Source organism: Cupriavidus sp. C3SS-1, from assembly GCF_057073755.1.
Window position 1 is genome coordinate 1,246,333 of sequence record NZ_CP172699.1, and the last position, 17,315, is coordinate 1,263,647.

15 protein-coding genes and 1 tRNA gene are annotated in these 17,315 nt (G+C 62.2%); 13 read left to right on the forward strand and 3 right to left on the reverse strand.

Translation table 11 applies throughout. The annotated features are described in order from the left end of the window. The first annotated feature begins 73 nt into the window (after window positions 1-73). The 4 genes from ACIGJC_RS05820 to ACIGJC_RS05835 all read left to right on the forward strand — a co-directional run bounded on the left by ACIGJC_RS05820 (window position 74) and on the right by ACIGJC_RS05835 (window position 3,758). Entirely contained in the window at window positions 74-1,324 is a 1,251-nt protein-coding gene (locus tag ACIGJC_RS05820; RefSeq protein ID WP_483711071.1) for an aspartate kinase, read from the forward strand. Window positions 1,325-1,454: 130 nt separating this feature from the next. Next, window positions 1,455-1,548 (forward strand) — tRNA-Ser (locus ACIGJC_RS05825). Window positions 1,549-1,667: 119 nt separating this feature from the next. After that, the gene (locus tag ACIGJC_RS05830; protein ID WP_483711072.1) at window positions 1,668-2,849 is read left to right on the forward strand and encodes a DUF6538 domain-containing protein; all 1,182 of its coding nucleotides are present in this window, start codon (window positions 1,668-1,670) and stop codon (window positions 2,847-2,849) included. A 162-nt stretch (window positions 2,850-3,011) separates the two neighbouring features. Further along, window positions 3,012-3,758, forward strand: coding sequence for a hypothetical protein (locus tag ACIGJC_RS05835; protein WP_483711073.1), 747 nt, complete (start codon window positions 3,012-3,014; stop codon window positions 3,756-3,758). 88 nt (window positions 3,759-3,846) lie between these two features. Here the strand turns inward: ACIGJC_RS05835 and ACIGJC_RS05840 are convergent, their stop codons facing one another. Then, window positions 3,847-5,061, reverse strand: coding sequence for a YaaC family protein (locus tag ACIGJC_RS05840; RefSeq protein WP_483711074.1), 1,215 nt, complete (start codon window positions 5,059-5,061; stop codon window positions 3,847-3,849). A gap of 1,387 nt (window positions 5,062-6,448) precedes the next feature. Between ACIGJC_RS05840 and ACIGJC_RS05845 the strand changes: the two genes are divergently transcribed. The 6 genes from ACIGJC_RS05845 (at window position 6,449) to ACIGJC_RS05870 (ending at window position 12,090) form a co-directional block, all read left to right on the forward strand. Continuing rightward, entirely contained in the window at window positions 6,449-7,123 is a 675-nt protein-coding gene (locus tag ACIGJC_RS05845) for a recombinase family protein (RefSeq protein ID WP_483711075.1), read from the forward strand. Window positions 7,124-7,704: 581 nt separating this feature from the next. Next, on the forward strand, window positions 7,705-8,202 hold the full coding sequence (locus ACIGJC_RS05850; protein WP_483711076.1) for a hypothetical protein: 498 nt from the start codon (window positions 7,705-7,707) through the stop codon (window positions 8,200-8,202). 352 nt (window positions 8,203-8,554) lie between these two features. After that, a complete protein-coding gene (locus ACIGJC_RS05855; protein WP_483711077.1) occupies window positions 8,555-9,388 on the forward strand; it encodes a winged helix-turn-helix transcriptional regulator in 834 nt (277 codons plus the stop codon). 135 nt (window positions 9,389-9,523) lie between these two features. Continuing rightward, window positions 9,524-10,027: a hypothetical protein gene (locus tag ACIGJC_RS05860; RefSeq protein WP_483711078.1), complete on the forward strand. Its 504-nt coding sequence runs from the start codon at window positions 9,524-9,526 to the stop codon at window positions 10,025-10,027. A 283-nt stretch (window positions 10,028-10,310) separates the two neighbouring features. Next, window positions 10,311-10,895, forward strand: a complete 585-nt coding sequence (locus tag ACIGJC_RS05865) for a DUF429 domain-containing protein (RefSeq protein WP_483711079.1) — start codon at window positions 10,311-10,313, stop codon at window positions 10,893-10,895. Window positions 10,896-11,121: 226 nt separating this feature from the next. Further along, window positions 11,122-12,090, forward strand: a complete 969-nt coding sequence (locus ACIGJC_RS05870) for a restriction endonuclease (RefSeq protein ID WP_483711080.1) — start codon at window positions 11,122-11,124, stop codon at window positions 12,088-12,090. A gap of 9 nt (window positions 12,091-12,099) precedes the next feature. Here the strand turns inward: ACIGJC_RS05870 and ACIGJC_RS05875 are convergent, their stop codons facing one another. Further along, the gene (locus ACIGJC_RS05875) at window positions 12,100-13,164 is read right to left on the reverse strand and encodes a tyrosine-type recombinase/integrase (RefSeq protein ID WP_483711081.1); all 1,065 of its coding nucleotides are present in this window, start codon (window positions 13,162-13,164) and stop codon (window positions 12,100-12,102) included. A 666-nt stretch (window positions 13,165-13,830) separates the two neighbouring features. Between ACIGJC_RS05875 and ACIGJC_RS05880 the strand changes: the two genes are divergently transcribed. The 3 genes from ACIGJC_RS05880 to ACIGJC_RS05890 all read left to right on the forward strand — a co-directional run bounded on the left by ACIGJC_RS05880 (window position 13,831) and on the right by ACIGJC_RS05890 (window position 15,302). Then, window positions 13,831-14,034 carry a hypothetical protein gene (locus tag ACIGJC_RS05880; protein WP_483711082.1) on the forward strand — a complete coding sequence of 68 codons (204 nt, stop codon included), beginning with the start codon at window positions 13,831-13,833 and terminating at the stop codon, window positions 14,032-14,034. Between the two features lie 36 nt (window positions 14,035-14,070). After that, window positions 14,071-14,583, forward strand: a complete 513-nt coding sequence (locus tag ACIGJC_RS05885) for a BON domain-containing protein (protein WP_483711083.1) — start codon at window positions 14,071-14,073, stop codon at window positions 14,581-14,583. Window positions 14,584-14,747: 164 nt separating this feature from the next. Continuing rightward, on the forward strand, window positions 14,748-15,302 hold the full coding sequence (locus ACIGJC_RS05890) for a host attachment protein (protein ID WP_483711084.1): 555 nt from the start codon (window positions 14,748-14,750) through the stop codon (window positions 15,300-15,302). A gap of 23 nt (window positions 15,303-15,325) precedes the next feature. Here ACIGJC_RS05890 and ACIGJC_RS05895 read toward each other — a convergent pair whose 3' ends face one another. Then, window positions 15,326-17,122: a glycoside hydrolase family 15 protein gene (locus tag ACIGJC_RS05895; protein ID WP_483711085.1), complete on the reverse strand. Its 1,797-nt coding sequence runs from the start codon at window positions 17,120-17,122 to the stop codon at window positions 15,326-15,328. Between the last annotated feature and the right edge of the window lie 193 nt (window positions 17,123-17,315).

Sequence of the window (17,315 nt, forward strand, 5' to 3'; positions counted from 1 at the left end):
GTTTCGCCTTGCCGGATGCGCTCGGTTCGTGTATTTTCGAAAGCTTTGCACAATCGCTGGCGTCGACAAGAAGATGGCTCTCATCGTTCACAAATACGGCGGCACTTCGATGGGTTCCACGGAACGCATCAAGAATGTCGCCAAGCGCGTTGCCAAGTGGCACCGCGCCGGTCACCGCGTAGTCGTGGTGCCTTCGGCCATGTCGGGCGAAACCAATCGCCTGCTTGGACTCGCCAAGGAGATTTCGGCCGAGCCGAATCCGCGCGAGCTGGACATGCTCGCCTCGACTGGCGAACAGGCCAGCGTCGCGCTGCTGGCCATTGCGCTGCACGGCGAGAACATCGACGCGGTCAGCTACACGGGCTGGCAGGTGCCGGTGAAGACCGATTCGTCGCACACCAAGGCGCGCATCGAATCCATCGACGACGAGCGCATCCTCGGCGACCTGGATGCCGGCCGCGTGGTGGTGATCACCGGTTTCCAGGGGATCGACGACAACGGCAACATCACGACGCTGGGCCGTGGCGGCTCGGACACCTCGGCCGTGGCCATTGCCGCCGCCATCGAGGCGGACGAATGCCTGATCTACACCGACGTGGATGGCGTGTACACGACCGATCCGCGCGTGGTCGAAGACGCCCGCCGCCTGGACAAGATCACCTTCGAGGAAATGCTGGAAATGGCCAGCCTGGGCTCCAAGGTGCTGCAGATCCGCTCGGTGGAGTTTGCAGGCAAGTACCGCGTGAAGACCCGCGTGCTGTCGTCGCTGACCGACCCGCTCATGCCGCTCGAGAACGAAATCAACTCGGGCACGCTGATCACTTTTGAGGAAGATTCCAACATGGAAGCCGCAGTCATCTCCGGCATCGCGTTTGCCCGCGATGAAGCCAAGATCACCGTTCTGGGCGTGCCGGACAAGCCGGGCATTGCGTACCAGATCCTGGGCCCGGTCGCCGACGCCAATATCGACGTCGACATGATCATCCAGAACCAGTCGGTGGACGGCAAGACCGACTTCACCTTCACCGTGCCGCGCGGCGATTACCAGCGCACGCTGACGCTGCTGACGGACAGCGTCAAGCCGCATGTGGGCGCGGCCAGCGTTTCGGGCGACCCGAAGGTGTCGAAGGTCTCGGTGGTCGGCGTGGGCATGCGCTCGCACGTCGGCGTCGCCAGCAAGATGTTCCGCACGCTGTCGGAAGAGGGCATCAACATCCAGATGATCTCCACCTCGGAAATCAAGATCTCGGTGCTGATCGACGAGAAGTACATGGAACTCGCCGTGCGCGCGCTGCACAAGGCATTCGAACTGGAACAGGCCTGATCCGTTCGTAAAGATTTTCTGGCGGTACTGATTTTTTTGTGTTGAGTTATCGATTTTTCGTTGACCAATCAGGAATGCACCGCTAGAATCTGCGCTTCGTTGTTCGGCTCCCTCGGACAACGCAAGTTTGGGAGACGTGGCCGAGAGGTCGAAGGCACTCCCCTGCTAAGGGAGCATCTGGGCCAAAACCTGGATCGAGGGTTCGAATCCCTCCGTCTCCGCCACTACATCTGTATTGGCGGCGAACCCCGGAAGATCGCGGTCTTCCGGGGTTTTGTTTTTTTGGCCTCCTTACGCCGCTGTCTGTTCCGTGTGTAACTTACACAGACGGAGACTGCCGGCGATGCACATCACACGCCGCCAAGGCGCTTACTACTTCCGCAAGAGAGTCCCTGCTGACCTCATCGCCATCTACGGCAAGCGGGAGATCATCTACAGCCTGCGCACTAAAGATCGCGCCGTAGCGGCCCGTCTCGCGCTTCGTGCTGCCGTCCAGCTTGAGGACGAGTTCAGCCTTAAGCGGGGTGAACCAGTCGCTCCACAGCAGGTTGCTGTAACGCCGGACCCGGCTGAATCTGTGAGCACGCGGGGTGGGGCAGAGAAGCCTGTGCCGAAGGCAAATAAGGTCACACTGGACTGCCTCATCCCCATCTGGCGGCGGGAGAACAACCCTACTGACAAGACGGCGGACGCGGTGGCTCGCGCAGCATCCGAAGTGGGCAACCCCGACATCCGAACAATCACACGGGTGACCGTAGCTGCCATGCGGGACATCTGGCTGGAGCGAGGTAACACCGCTGCCACCGTCACCAAGAAGGTCGGCTTCATCCGGCTGCTTCTGACAGTGGCCCGCAATCGAGGCCTCATCGAGAGCAATCCTGCCGAGGGGATGGCGTTGCCGGCGGATGCTCGTGCCGTGGAACTGCGGCAGCCGTTTTCGGTGGGGCAGGTCGAAGCTATTCTTGCGGCTACTGCGCACTACCGGGGCACCGACCCCGCGAAGTTCTGGATTCCCCGATTGGGCTATCTGACCGGGGCGCGGCTCAACGAGCTATGCCAGCTTCGCACATGTGACATCGTGACCAAGGAGGGCTTCTACGGCCTCCAGTTGACTGATCACGGCGAGTACCTGCCCGCTGTGCCCATGACGCTTAAAAACGCTGCCTCGCGCCGCTGGGTACCTCTGCACGCGTCACTAGCCCCGTTTGCTGAGTGGGTTGCTACCCTGCCGCCAGGCCCCGTCTTCGGGCTGAAGCCGAACAAGTACGGCGTGGTTTCGGACAGCTCAAGCAAGTGGTTTGGGAAGCTGCTGCGAGGATCGCTGAAGATCAAGGACTCCCGGCTGACCTTTCACTCGTTTCGGCATGGGATGGCCGACATGCTCCGTGTTGCAGGCGTGGCCGACGCGGTGCGACATGCCATCCTCGGGCACGCGGAGCAGGGCACTTCGGGGGCCTACGGGAGCGGCGACTTGCCCGCGCATTTGCTGGCCGAGGCTGTCAAGAGGCTGACTACGGCAGGATGAAGTATGGGTTGCGCTCGATGTGGGCATGGCCTTGAGGCATACTTAGCAGCAGCGCTGCAGGTAGGGTCAGGGGAGGCGCCTCCCTCCGAACGTCGCCAATCATCCGAGCCAGCAGACGCTTCGGCAGCCTAGCTTCCGGCCCAATAACTTGAGTAGGCACCCATGAGTAATGCCGGAACGCCGCTGATAAGTATCTTCAAATGCGCTCGGCCTTTTCTGTTCGAGACCGGCATCGATGAGTACCCTTACTGCGTCAACGGTACCGCATTCATTGTGCGGTTTCGCGGCCGCCATTTCATAGTTAGCGCGGCCCATCTTCTGAGCGGATTCGAAGCGCACCAAGCCCGCTTTCAATACCACCCCAGCGCGTCAGACTTCGTTGTCTGGAAAGCCGTGCACAGGCTGCGCGGCTTTGATCAAGATGACACCAACCAGTATGACCTGATTGTCTTTGCAGTTGATGAGGCAGTTCTAGATCGCACCATGTTCAATGGCTACGAGCCGTACGACTTGCAGGCGTTTGACGCCCTCACGATCTACAGCCCCAGTTCCAACTACGCCTTTCGTGGATTCCCAACGCACCTACGCACACCCGACTACGAGCTTCGGCACATTGAGACGCAATCTGTGGTCGGAGATGGAAGCTATGAGGGGCCAACCTCTCGAAAGAGTTTGCACCGGCTACGCGTAAATCTGCCTTCGGGCATCGGTGATTTTGATGGCCTCAGCGGGTCTCCCTTGTTCCAAATCAATCACGATGGCAGCCGTTACAGCAATGTTGCATTCGCGGGCATGGCGGTTCTCGGAACAGCAACGGCTGGCACGCTGGAGTTCTTGGAGCACAGGAGAATCATCGAGGTTCTCACGTTGATTACAGATGGCTTGACGGCCCCCTCGCGTGCTCGGTAGGCCAGGGGCACAGTTTGACTGCGACGGGCTGTCTACTTGTCGTTCTGCATACATCAGCCGGCCGGGCGGCACGCGCTGACACCACAATCTATGCTTCTGCCACCAAGTAGCTTCTAGTAAGTTCACTGAGTGTCAGCAGCGGTGCCCTGTCAATCGCGATTTCCGTCAGCTTATCGATCGCAAGAGCGAGCGGTGAACTCGATTCAATGTGGGCAAGCCACTTGTCCGGGTAGTAGCGAGCGAAGGTTCCCGCGATGTGCAGGCCAACATAGAGTAAGCCGAACTCATTCAGGTGCTCACGTCTGGTTGAGAACCACACTTCGTTGGTGCTGGTACTGATGGACCATGGTAGCGATCCTGGTGCGTCCGGCCCCCAGGGAAACTGGAGCAGAAAGCCTGACGGGAACTCTCGTACCGCTACCCGATGCACGCCTTTTGGTGCGAACGTAATAAGGTGCGAGAAGTCGTCAAGTAGATTCGGGAGGGCTGGGTGAACGAGTAACTGGACTGTGGCGCTCTGCTGGGACGTGTCCACCTCCACGGAGCAGGAGGCCCGAACAAGATGCGTAGGACGGCCAGAGTGGGAGAGGAACTCTGCCATTTGTGGTAGGCCCACCAGTACGTCCCAAAGACTATGCCCTGCCGTCGGCAGGGCATCGGGTTCATGGTCTGCGCCTACTAGTACAACTCTGAATGAACTCACGGCGCCATTACCATCCAGCGTTGGCTGCGAATGACCGCCGCAGAGAGGACTTTCTCTACTGGATCGCCTCCACACCTCGAAAGTGCCTCGCGCTGACCCGTCCGATGCTGTCTGGGGTTTTGCTCGCAATGCGCTGGCTGCCTCATCGAGCGGAGTGGTGGTCTCCAAAGGCGACGTAAGCGTCAGTTGTAATCCGTGGCAATTATGATGTTCGCGCAGTTTTTCGAGGCGACTATCCCCGCTCTGTTTAAACAAAACCTCGCAGAGCGCGAGAGACATCATGGAGTAGTAGAGAAGCACGGGACGCGTTGCGAGGCTGACTACTTTCGCCGCCTCGAAATACTCGCTTGCCTGCATCAGACATTGACGGATCTGTATCGCTTGACGCTTTGCATTTGCTCGGTGCCGCTCGGGCAGCCCGTGCAGTCGCATAATCTCCTGCGACACTGCGTCAATGTTCTGGAAGTGTTTGAGCCGACCCCAAGCGTACTTGGCGGTGTCTGTTGACCTGAATTTGGTGCAGGATGTAATTATCATCGATGGGCTTCGGCGTGGGCGGGGCTTCGACGGTGCAGGCCGGCTTTCGCCGGCCCGCCTCATCAGGTCACGATGGTCATAAGGATCAGGGCCACCGCCCGGAGGCAAGCGGCCACATCCACCTTCACATCCACCTTCACAGTTACTTTCGCCATGTCTTTGCAGTCAGGTGAAAGCCTGTGGCCACAGGCAGTTAGCCTGGTTGAATTTGTACCCCGCCCTAGCTGGCGGCTGCGGGCCGCCTGTCTAGAATGGCGTCCCGCTCCCGCTTCCACGCTTGCCCCACGGCAGTCGTGCAGTGGGGGCGCATCCGCAGGTCAGCTTGCGCCCTTAAGGTCGTCAACGGGCATCCACCAGTTGACTCATACAGGCGCTTCACCTTTAGCAGCTTGCGAGGCCGCAACCGGGCTTCGCTTTCCCGGCGAGACAAAGCTTACCAGAAGCGATTCGTTAGCTAATTGCGACTCTGCGACTACGGGCGCGGACTAGATTGGCCTTGGGTCGTGCCTAGCTTTGAATCGCCCAAGACTGTCCCGGCCAACGCCGGGGGCACGGCGGTCCAGGCCAAGACACCGACCTTTACAACTGCGTAGGCGGTAAATACACAACCCACCCACATCATCCCGGCTGCTGCGTATCGAGCCCACCGTGGATAGGGCCGCTGGAAGCTGGGGGTGATCGTCTTTGCCGGTCCATCCTTGGAGCGCACCCCCAGCAGGAAGGGAGGTGCTGTGTGCGAAAGCAACTGCAATGCCAACACTTCGTTCTTCCCGAGGGACGCCACAGTGATTACATGCGACCCGTCTGCCAGCGTCGTTTCCGTGTATGGCGTCGGCGTGGCGAACTGAAAGTGGTCCAGCTTGGCGCGATGGACGATTTCGATGTCCTCCGCAGGCTTGCGCCCAAGGTTCTGGACAAGCAGGGTGTTCGTTTGAAGCCTGAAGGGCTGCGCCCCCTGAGCGCTGGGAGGTATCGTGAACAGGTAATTGTGGGGCGTCCACATTACTAGCTTTGATGCGGGCTCAAGTAGCTTCAGCGCGTAGCCGACGATAAGGCTACCAACTGCGGTCATTGCGTAACCGCCGAGGGACTGTGATTCCATTTCTTCTTAGTGTGGAGTTGCTGGCCCGTTGATTGTAAGGCCGCGTGCATGGGCGCATTTGAGCCCTTCGGGCCGAATTTTGATTTAGCTATTTGCGGGGACTCGCACCGCGCACGCGAGGCCGATTCCCCCCGTTAGCCACCCCAGGCGAACCGCCCGCGAAACGACGCGGGCACGCGCATGAAACGCGTAGCACCCACGCATGCATGAAACGCGTAACGCGCCTAGCCGTAGTGGGGTGGCGCGACGGGGTGGACAGTGCGGGGTTGCTTCCTTGACAAGCCTCCGAGCGCCTGCCAAATTCCATTTGTACACACATTAAACGAACGACTTGTGAGGTGAACGGGTATGACAAACGGCAAGTTCGTCACGTACTACCGGGTGAGCACGCAGAAGCAGGGGCAGTCAGGGCTGGGCATCGAGGCACAGCGCAATCTTGTCCAGGCGTATCTCAACGGCGGCGCGTGGGAGGTGTTGGGCGAGTACACCGAGGTGGAGACGGGCAAAGGGGCGGACGCGCTGGCGAAGCGGCCCAAGCTGGCGGAGGCGCTGGCCCAGTGCAAGAAGCAGGGCGCTACGCTGGTAATCGCCAAGCTGGACCGGCTGGCCCGCAACGTCCACTTCATCTCAGGTCTGCTGGAGACGGGCGTGGATTTCGTGGCGGCGGACATGCCGCAGGCGAACAAAGTCATGATCCAGATGCACGCCGTTATGAGCGAGTGGGAGCGGGACCAGATCAGCGCACGGACGAAGGCGGCCCTGGCAGCGGCCAAGGATCGCGGTGTGAAGCTGGGCACGGCAGGCGCGGCCAACCTGAAGCCCAAGCTGGAGGAACGGCAGCAACAGGCGGACGCCTTTGCCGAGAAGCTGCGCGGCGCGCTGGAGGGGATGCAAGCCCGGGGTCTGACTCGACGGCAGATGGTCGAGGAGTTGAACACGCTTGGCATTCGCACCAGCACAGGCGGGACATGGCACCTCACGCAGTTGCAGCGGACGCTGGGCCGACTGGCGGAGCGCGGATAGCTCGCCTTGAGGCTGGCAGCGCATGCGGTCCCGAGCGGGTGCGCGCACAGCCGCGCCCCACCCGTACAGACTGTTGCAAGCCCGCCAAAGCCCTGCGCTGTTACAAAAAAGACCGGCAGGGGACACTAGGGGCGGATGCCGGCAGTCGTCATGCCTGAGATTTTCCCTCACTTCCGCTGCCCGGAAACCCTTGTAGTAGAGCCGTTTTCTCTGTTTTCCCTGAATACACACAACGCCAAAACCAACAGGTTTACCTGCGTCACCTGCCTTGAAGTGTGCCCGCCGTGGGTACATCGATTGCTGTTGATGGGGATGATGGGGGACGCCTAGGATGCGGGCCTCGCGTAGACAAACGCGAACGGGCTTGGCCGCCTGGAACCAAAAGACGCACGGCCACCATGCGTGGCGCTATCATCTGTGCGCTGCCTCCGCACGCCCCTTTCAATGGCGAGCCGGGGCGGGGACACCTTCGGGTGTGCCGGCATCCTTTGGGGCCGGTCGGCCAACCCCGCCTTCGGTCCGCCGCCCGTATCTTGGCCGATGCACGGCGGACCTCCAACCATCCCAAAGGAGGCCGCACCATGTGCCACGCAGTAGCTCACACCGCCCAGCAATCCCATGCCAACGTCTACAGCCAGGGCGAGCACGACGCCGCCTATGGCCTCGGCCAGTTCGGTGTCAAGTATTGGCCCGCCGCTCGTAAGGCAATGCCTGAGGGCAGCACGCTGTGGGACTGGCGCGACCAATGCGCACGGGACTTCATCACTAGTATGAGCCCCGAGAGTCATGGCTTGCTGCCGTCCTTGCTGGCCGGGTTCTACGATGAGGCGGATGACCGCTATGGACTGAGCGAGAGGGCCGCCGAATCGCGCCGTGTCATCGCAGCAGGGGACACGGTGCTGTGCATCGACGTGGAGGATGCCGAGGAGTGGTTGACGCTTGGCAAGGCCTACCGGGTGCATGCCGTTGAGGATAGTGCGCTGGACACAGAACGCGGAGCGTGCGTGATTCTGGTCATTACAGACGATAGCGGCGACACCGAAGGCTGGCACCACACCTCGCACTTCATCGCGGTCTAAGCCTCCCACTGCGTAGGAATCATGGCGGCGCAGCGCGCCGCCGCACCTTCAAGGGCTGGCCTTCGGGCTGGCCCTTTTTGCTTGTGCGGCTACTGGAAGCAATTCAATAAGGTACGAAGTACCTATGGACTTCACCCCTGTTTTCACTGCGTACCCGGTACGCACTGCGTGCCACGCCCTCATTCCGTAATTCCACTTCGCCCCACGCCAAGGATCATACAGCGCGCCTGAGAGGCCCAGCTTTGCCGGATGACCGCCCTGAGCACGTTAGCCGAAGTTAAGGGTAGTTCGTTTTCGTCCTCTGACTTCCCTCATACAACCGCCCCTACCGGGCAAGATGATGACAGAAGTTATGCAGAACAGCATCCAGAGCACCATGCAAGCAGTACCCAGCACTGTAAGAGAGGCGGATCAGGCCGCACAGCGGGAATCCCGCCTCGCCGGTCTCGCCGCACTGGTCCGCGCTGGGCACATGACTCTTGACGGCGTGCAGGGCAGGGACCGGGACGCAGTCAGGGCAATCCTCGCTGGCGCACCCTCGGGTATGACCCCGCAGAGATTCCATGCGAGACAGAACGCGGAGCGCAGAGCGTACTGGCAGAAGCGCAGTGCCGAGGGCTTCCACGGCCACCGCATCTCTCAGGCGGACCATGACTATGTCTTCGGGACCATTCTCGGCACTGTGGACGCAGGCCAGAAGCCTGCCGTAAAGCCGCTCCTGCGGGACTACGCCCAGAAGCAGGGCTATGACCCGGCATGGGCGGATAAGGCCGTCACAAGAACCCAGCCCAAGAGGATGCAGCGGTCCCTGGAGGCAGCGCACAGCCACCCCGTCATTCAGGAACTACATGGAGAACGGATGCTGACCAGAACCCACCGCGCATGCCTGAAGAACGGCACGTACAGCACGCTGGCCGCCACGCTTTTTGCGGGGTCGCAGATCGTTCGTAAGCAGAAGGCACTGGAGGCGCATGCCTCGGTACAGGATGCCCGAATTGCTGCACTGGAAGCCCGTCTTGCACTGGCCGAGGCGCGTCTTGACATCAAGGACGCCGGTATGGACTGGAAGGAGAAAGCACGCGCCATCCTCGCGGCGGAGCCGGGTATTTCCAAGCGCGAATTGGCCCGCCGCTGCGGCGTGAGCGAAGGCTCTATCCGCAAGTACGCCGCCGAATTGGCCGCCTGACATGACCCGAGGAGAAGACAAGCGCAGCGGCTCCTCGTCTGTCTATGTGCTGCGTCGCGCTGATTGGTCAAGCGATTGAGGAGAAAGCCTATGAGCGACGTCCCGCACCACCCACTATGAAACAGGAGTAGTCACATGAATCAGCCCATCGCTGAGAAAGACCAGACTGACCTCATCAGCCGCGCCGAAGCGAAAGCGCGGGGCTTGAAGCATTTTTTCACGGGGAGGCCATGCAAGCGGGGGCATGTCTCCAAGCGCATTGCCAGCAGCGCGGCGTGCGTAGACTGCAAGCGGATGCGCGACGCCACAGACAAGTACAGGGACAAGGCAGCGCAGTATCGTGAAGTTAATCGCGGCGCCGAACGCGACCGCACCACCGTCCATCGAATCACTGTTCGCATGGGCCGCCCGCTGCCCGCTGCCTACGACAGGGAAGCCTGTGAGGCGTTCTACGCCGCATGTCCCGAGGGGATGCAGGTTGACCACGTAGTGCCACTGAACGGTGAATTTGTGTCCGGCCTGCATGTCTCATGGAACCTCCAATACATGACGCCCGAACAGAACGGCATGAAGGGTAACGCCTTCAGCCACGACGCGCAGTGCGCAGCGAACGCGAGCCGCTTTGCAGAGGCTGCGTAAGCGAGTATGGCATGTGGTGCGGGGACGGCTGTGGTATCGCCGTTGCCCGTGGCCCTCGTCCCTGCCAATGCTGCATGCGAGGGGCCGCTGCGAACGTCAAGGCAAGCGGGCAGAGCGCCTGCGCATCCGTGCGCCATCTGTATTCGATGTCCAAGTCCGCCAGATAATAGGCATAGAGCCCCTCGGCAGAGTAAGGCGCGGGCATGACAGCTTTGATGCCATCTGTGCGCCTCCAAGGCGCGTGTCACAATGCGTACCCATTTCGATTGCCCAGGTGTATCCCATGGAATGCGTAGGTTTTGACCCGGGCGGCAAGAACGCCTTTGGCTGGTGTGTCGTCTCATTCGAGGGCAAGGTGCCGGTATGTGTCGGTGGCGTGGCGAGTAGTGCCGCCGAGGCCTTTGCAGCCGCGAGCAGCGCGCTGAAGACGACGCCAGCAGCCGTTGGCATTGATGCGCCGTTGTTCTGGACTGCCGGGGAAGACCGCGCTGCGGATAGAGCCGTGCGGGCGCTTGTGCGCACAGCAGGCGGCCACAGTGGGACCGTGGGCCACGTCAATTCTCTGAAGGGCGCTTGCCTAGTCCAAGGCATCCTTACTGCGAAAATGGCTGCCGAGAACTGGCCTGCTGCGGCTATCACTGAAGCCCATCCGAAAGCGTTGCGCCTCGTCAACCAAGCTGCTCACGACTTCGGGGCGAGACCGGAATTGGCTGGCACCGGCGATCATTTGCGGGACGCCGCGCTTGCTGCATTCGCTGCCCACGCTCTTGCCACGGGGGCTACGGGTTGGCATGACCTCGCTGCGCTGGAGCGCGCCCCGTTCTTTCCTGGCGGTGCACCGGTGCGCTACTGGTTTCCAGTGAAGTAAAGCTTGCGATTGTGGGGCGAGGGGGCGTTGTTCATGTGAGAGGCAAGAGGGCCCCCGGAGAACTGCGTCTGGTCCTCGCCGGATTCCCCTCGGTCCTCCCCCGCAAAAGTGGGGTGCCCGGCAGCACATCGTGCAGCAGGCCAATGTTCTAGGGTAGATTCGCTTTGGGGCGGGTATCCCTAGCCCCGACGTGCCTTATAGAAAAGAACAAGTACGAGGTGATTCAATGGGTCGCAGGAGAAAAGAGCCGTCGCTTAGCGAGGTATTGCTGGAGGCGCCATGGTGGGTGTCGGCTGTACTTGCAGCGGGTGCCTACATTGTGTTCCGTGGTGTCTTGCCCTCTGCGTTCGCGTCGAATCCGTTCCTGACCGGCATCGCAATGATGAGCCGGTCGCTCGCTTGGATTCCCGCAGCGATGTTCGGCTTTCTTGGTCTACTGTCTTACATCCGCGAGCGACGGGGGAGCCAAGGAACGAGCACGCAGCGAAAGCCATCGACCAAGGCACAGCGTGCTCAGGCTGCACGAAGCTCTCCAGCGGCTTCCAGGCCCGCGTCAAATGCTTCGCCAGCCGACACCGTGGGGGACATGTTGAGGCAGCGAAGCGATGATTCGGCACATTCGGTAGTGAAGCCAATCCGCCCGGAAATCAATAATTGGTCCCTTGAAGCACTCAAGCTGCTGGAGTGGAAGCGATTCGAGCTGCTATGCGTCGACTACTACGAGGCGATGGGCTTCACAGTCAAGACTGTCCCGCACGGCCCGGATGGCGGAATCGATGCCACCTTGTACAAGGCAGGTCTTGATTCTCCCGTGGCCGTGGTTCAGTGCAAAGCATGGAACAAGCCGGTGAGGGTGGAGCAGGTACGGGCACTTGGCGGCGTCATGCATGAACACAAGGTGCGTCGTGGCGTCTTCTGGTCACTGTCGGGCTATGTCGGGCGACCGGTGCAGGAGTCGGCTGAGCGGGCTGGCATTCAATTACTTGACGGGCCAGCCATTGTCGAACGCATTCTCGCATTGGACCAGTACAAGCAGGCGACGCTGTTGGCGCAGGCATTCAAGGGCGACTACCGTACGCCTACCTGTGCCGCTTGCGGGGTCAAGATGGTTGAGCGGGAAAGCAAGGGCGGCGGGCCCTTTTGGGGGTGCAAGAACTATCCAGCCTGCAAGGTGAAACTTGCCCGCGCCGCCTAAACTGCCGCGCTAATCCAGCTTCGCTGCCAAGTCCTTGACTTGCAGGTGCGTGTACCGGGCCAGCATGCGCGGGTCTTTGTGGCCCGTGATCGTCGTCACTTCCATCTGGGACAAGCCCTTCTCGAATAGGCGAGAGGTTGCCTCGTGCCGCAGGTCATGGAACCGGAAGTTGTCCACCCCGGCTCGCTTCACCATGCGCGTGAAGGCCAGCTTGAAGGCGTTGATAGTGAGGCCGGGGAAGACAGGGCCGGAGTCGAGTTCTCCGGTGCAGCCGAGTTCGCGGGCAGCGACTTGTCTCAGGGACATCAATACTTCCATTGCCCGCCTAGACAAGGGGACCCCACGCGGCGTGCCATTTTTCGTCTCGACAAGCTGAATCGACCGATGCTCGAAGCTGATGCGTTCCCACTCCAGCCCGAGAATCTCGCCTCGCCGCATCGCCGTTTCCAGAGCCAAGTCCAAGATGGAGAGAATGTAGGGGTTCCGCGTCTCCTCGCCCGCACGGCGCAGGGCGCTTTCCTCCTCGGATGAGAGTCTACGCACCCGCCCTGGAGGATTCTGTGGACGACGCACGGTGATGAGAACGCTCTTGCAGAAAGCGACATCCCACTCATTAGCAGCCAGCTTGAACGCCGCGTTCAGAATGTTCAGTTCTCGATTGACTGTGCTGGGCGCAACGTCCTGAAGCCGCTGTTCCACCCATTCCTTGATGTCCCGCCGGTTCAAACTCTCAAGATGGATGCGGGCAAGAGGGTACTTGAGGATGCTGCGAGTGTGATGGGCCTCGGCTTCTGCTCCCTTCTTGCGGACGGTTTCCTCACGTAGGTTTCGGTGCAGCAGATCAGCCACGATGCCTGGCCTCTCCTTGAACTCCTCCACCAGCCTCGCATGCGCCTGCTCCCTCGCTGCCTCCAGCGAGCGAGCTTTCAGTTCTGGCTCGGTGGCGCGGAACCAAGCCTCCGCTTCTTCGCGGCTAGGGAAGGTACGCGAGACGATGGGAAGGCCGGCAAAACGAATCTTTGCTTGGAACGCAACTCTTCCGCGCTTCGAGCGGCGCTCGATAATGGTGCCCATGTACGTCATCCTTGTGAGTGGATGCACGGTACTTGGTGCTTTGAGCCCCGTTCCTCGGTGCAGATCGTGAACCCGCGCAGCGGGTGGCGGGTGGGCGGATTGTGCCCGTGCTATACGGCCTCGGGAATCAGGGAAACTGCTACACTAAAGCCTTCCACGCGGACTGCGTGGTGTAAGGGTTCGCAAGAGACGTGGCCGAGGGAGTGGCGAGTGCAACGAGCCGCAAAGCCTTGCGCAGCAAGGCATACAGGTCGAAGGCACTCCCCTGCTAAGGGAGCATCTGGGCCAAAACCTGGATCGAGGGTTCGAATCCCTCCGTCTCCGCCACTACATCTGTATTGGCGGCGAACCCCGGAAGATCGCGGTCTTCCGGGGTTTTGTTTTTTGTGGCCCCCCTTACATCGTGGCCTGTTCCGTGTGCAACTTGCACAGACCGAGACGGCCAGCGATGCGCATCACACCGCCGTGGATGCGGCAATTCACTGGGCTCACAACGGCTTATCCTTGGAAGCCGTGCGGGCGCCGGAGCGCGCGCATCCGGCCGGTTCCCTCGCCTCGCCAGGCAGCATCCAGCCTGCACCGCCGATCAGCGGCACCTCTCCCGCACAATACACCGGCACACTCCTTGCTGCCTCTGCTGTCAATGTTCCAACAGCGGAGAAACCCATGACTTCGAAGGAAAACCGCAAGCACGAAAAGCGCGGCACGGCCGTGCAAGACAACCCGGGCGCACGCACCGACCGGAAAGCGGACGAGATCCGCAGCCGCAGCGCTGATCCGGGCCAGAGCAGCTATGGCGGGTTCCGCAACGAGGACCCGCGCAAACAGCACCAGGCCAACGCGGAATCGCCGCGCAAGCGCCAGCGCTGATTGCAGCGGGACTTCCACTTGCACCGGAGAAACACGATGGAATACGAACAGCGGCGTGCCGGTCCGAAGGGCTATGTACGCCCGGACGAGCGCATTCGCGATGATATCTGTGGCCGCCTGGCCTATTCCGATCGGCTCGACGTACGTGACGTCGAGGTGACCGTGACGGCGGGCGTCGTGGCGCTCAGCGGGACCGTGCAGGATCGCTGGCAGAAGTACTGCATCGAAGAGATCGCCGACAACGTACTCGGTGTGGCGAATGTCGAAAATCGCATCCGCGTGTCCCGCCCGGACGATCCCTATGCCCGGGCGACAGCACAGGGCCTGGCCGGACAGTTGGGCAAAGCCGGCCAAACGGCGAGCCAGAACGTAGCCGGCGCCGGGCACGTGGGCGGCCTCGGCAGCAGCGGTAGCGCCACAGGATCTTCGGCTAGCAGCTATGCCGGCGGCCTGGAAACCGGACAGGGCAACGCGGGCGGTGGGGCCGATTCATATGGCGGCACGACGTCGCCCGGCAGGGGCGCTCCGGACGCCAGTACGCCGCGCTGACGCCTTGCAATACTTGCAGCGCTTCGCGTCAAAGCTGCAATCACGCATGCCCTGCGCCACATGGCGCTGCGCCGGCACATCAACCGGCGCGATGGCGTGCGGCTTGCAGGTCTTCTCCACGCGGTCCGGTATCCGGTATCCGGGCCATCGAACGGAGAGAGCTCATGAAGACAATCTGGATCCTTGTTGCGGATGAGGGGATTGCAAGGGTGCTTGCCTCGCAAGGCGGCACCACGCCATTGGAAGACGTCGAGAAAATCACGGACGCCGCAGCGCACGCGCACAATGCCGACCTGCGGCACGATGCCTATGGACGCCGGACACAGGCCAGCATGCAAGGCGACGCTGGCCATCCGGGCGCACACGCGGGCCGCGTCGCAACCGTCACGTCATCCGCGGGCGAGGACGAAATCCACCTGGAAGCGCAGCTGTTTGCGCGCCGGGTGGCGAAGATGCTCGAAGACGCCCGCAACAAGCAGCGCTTCGACGAACTGGTTGTCATCGCGCCGCCGCGCTTCCTTGGCTTGCTGCGCAAGGCGCTGCCGCAATCGGTCTGCAACGTGGTGACGCACGAACTCGACAAGGACTATCGGCAGCTGGGCAACAACGACCTGCAGCAACGGCTTGCCGATGACGGCATCGTGCCGGCACGGCGCGATCCGCGCATCGAGATGGGCAAGGGGCCGGGCAACGAGATTGGCAGCTTGCCGACACGCTAGGCCGTGACCGGAGCTGGCTGGCCTCATGCCCGCTTGATGCCCTTGTCGAGCAGCAAGGCCGTATTGACCAGGGCGATATGCGACAGCGCCTGCGGAAAATTTCCGGCCATGCGGCGCGTGGCCGGATCATATTCCTCGGACAGCAGGCCGACGTCATTGCGCAGCAGCAGAAGCCGCTCGAACAGTTCGCAAGCCTCATCGCGGCGCCCTGCCGCGGCATAGGCGTCCGCGAGCCAGAAGCTGCAGGCGAGGAAGGTCGGTTCGTCGCCGGGCAGGCCATCCTCCGTGCGGGATGGCAGGTATCGGCGCACCAGCCCGTGGACGAGCAATTCTTCTTCGACGGCCTTGATGGTGCCCAGCATGCGCGGGTCCTTGCCGTCGATGAAGCCGACGATCGGCAGCAGGAGCAGGCTGGCGTCGGTCGTGCTGCCGCCGTAGACCTGCGCGAAGCAGTGGCGCTTGCTGTTGAAGCCGTTGGCCAGCACGTCGTCACGGATAGCGTCGCGCACCTTGCGCCAGCGCGATGCGCAGGACGGCAATTCATGCATCTCCACGGTCTTGACGGCCCGATCCAGCGCCACCCAGGCCATGACCTTCGAAAAGGTGAACGGCTGCCGTCCGCCGCGTACTTCCCAGATGCCCTCGTCCGGATGCTGCCAGATGGCGGCCAGGTGGTTGACCAGCGACCGCTGCAATGCCCATGAGTCCGGGTCGCGCGGCAGGCCGCCAAGGCGCGCCTGGTACAGCGCATCCATGACTTCGCCGTAGACGTCGAGCTGGAGCTGGGTCGCGGCAAGGTTGCCCACGCGTACCGGCCTGGCGCCCTTGTATCCGGGCAGCCAGTCCAGCTCCCATTCCCACAGGCGCCGCTCTCCGCCGACGCCATACATGATCTGGGCCTGCTCGGGACTGCCGGCGACCGCGCGCGTGAGCCAGGCGCGCCAGGCCTGGGCTTCCTCGTAGTAGCCGGCGGCCATGAGCGCCAGCAGGGTGCGGGTCGCGTCGCGCAGCCAGCAGTAGCGGTAGTCCCAGTTGCGTACGCCGCCCGGTGCTTCGGGCAGGGATGTGGTCGGCGCGGCGACCAGCCCGCCGGTGGGCCAGTAGGTCAGGGCCTTGAGGGTCACCAGCGAACGCCTGACCGGCCCGCGCCAGTCGCCGCCGGCCTGGCAGCGGTCGGACCATTCGCGCCACCAGTGCTCCGTGCGTTCGAGTTCCTGCAGGGCATCGACCGGGGCCGGCGCGGCAAGGTGCGAAGGGCTGTAGGTCAGCACGAATGGCTTCATCTCGCCGGCCTCCACCGTGAACTCGCAAGTCGTGGCGAGATCCTTTCCGCGCAGCGGCTCAGGCGAGCGCACCACAGCCATGTCGGGGCCCGCCACGGCGCGGATGCCGTTGCCTTCTTCGAGCCGGGTGACCCATGGCACCGTCGCGCCGTAGTCGAAGCGCAGCGTCAGGTCCATCTTCATGTCGACCTTGCCGCTACGCCCGCAGACGATCCGGACAAGATCCGAACGTTCGCCGGTGTTCGGTGTGCCCTGGCGGATCGGCATGAAGTCGATCACGGACGCGACGCCGTCCGGATGGACAAAGACGGTTTCGAGCACCAGGCTGCCGGGCCGGTAGTGGCGCCGGCTCCTGCCGCCGTGACCGGCCGGCGCGATGCGCCAGCGTCCGTGATCGCGCGTGCCCAGCAGGGCGGCCAGGCAGGCGGCGGAGTCGAAGCGCGGCAGACACAGCCAGTCGATGCTGCCATCACGGCAGACGAGCGCAGCCGTTTCGCAGTCGCCGATCAGTGCGTAGTCCTCGATCAAGGCAGCCACGGCAGTCCTGAATCTTGTCGGTGCGAAGCATGGCCTGGCCAATGCGCTGGCCGGGCCGCATACCTTGTTGGAGGTTCGGGCGATGTCATGGTTCCGGCACCTTGCGATGGTGGCCCGAACCACGCCCGCAAACTGGCGAGATCATGCGCATTGCGTTACATTGCGCGCCCCAGAGTGCGGCGTCCCCGCCTTC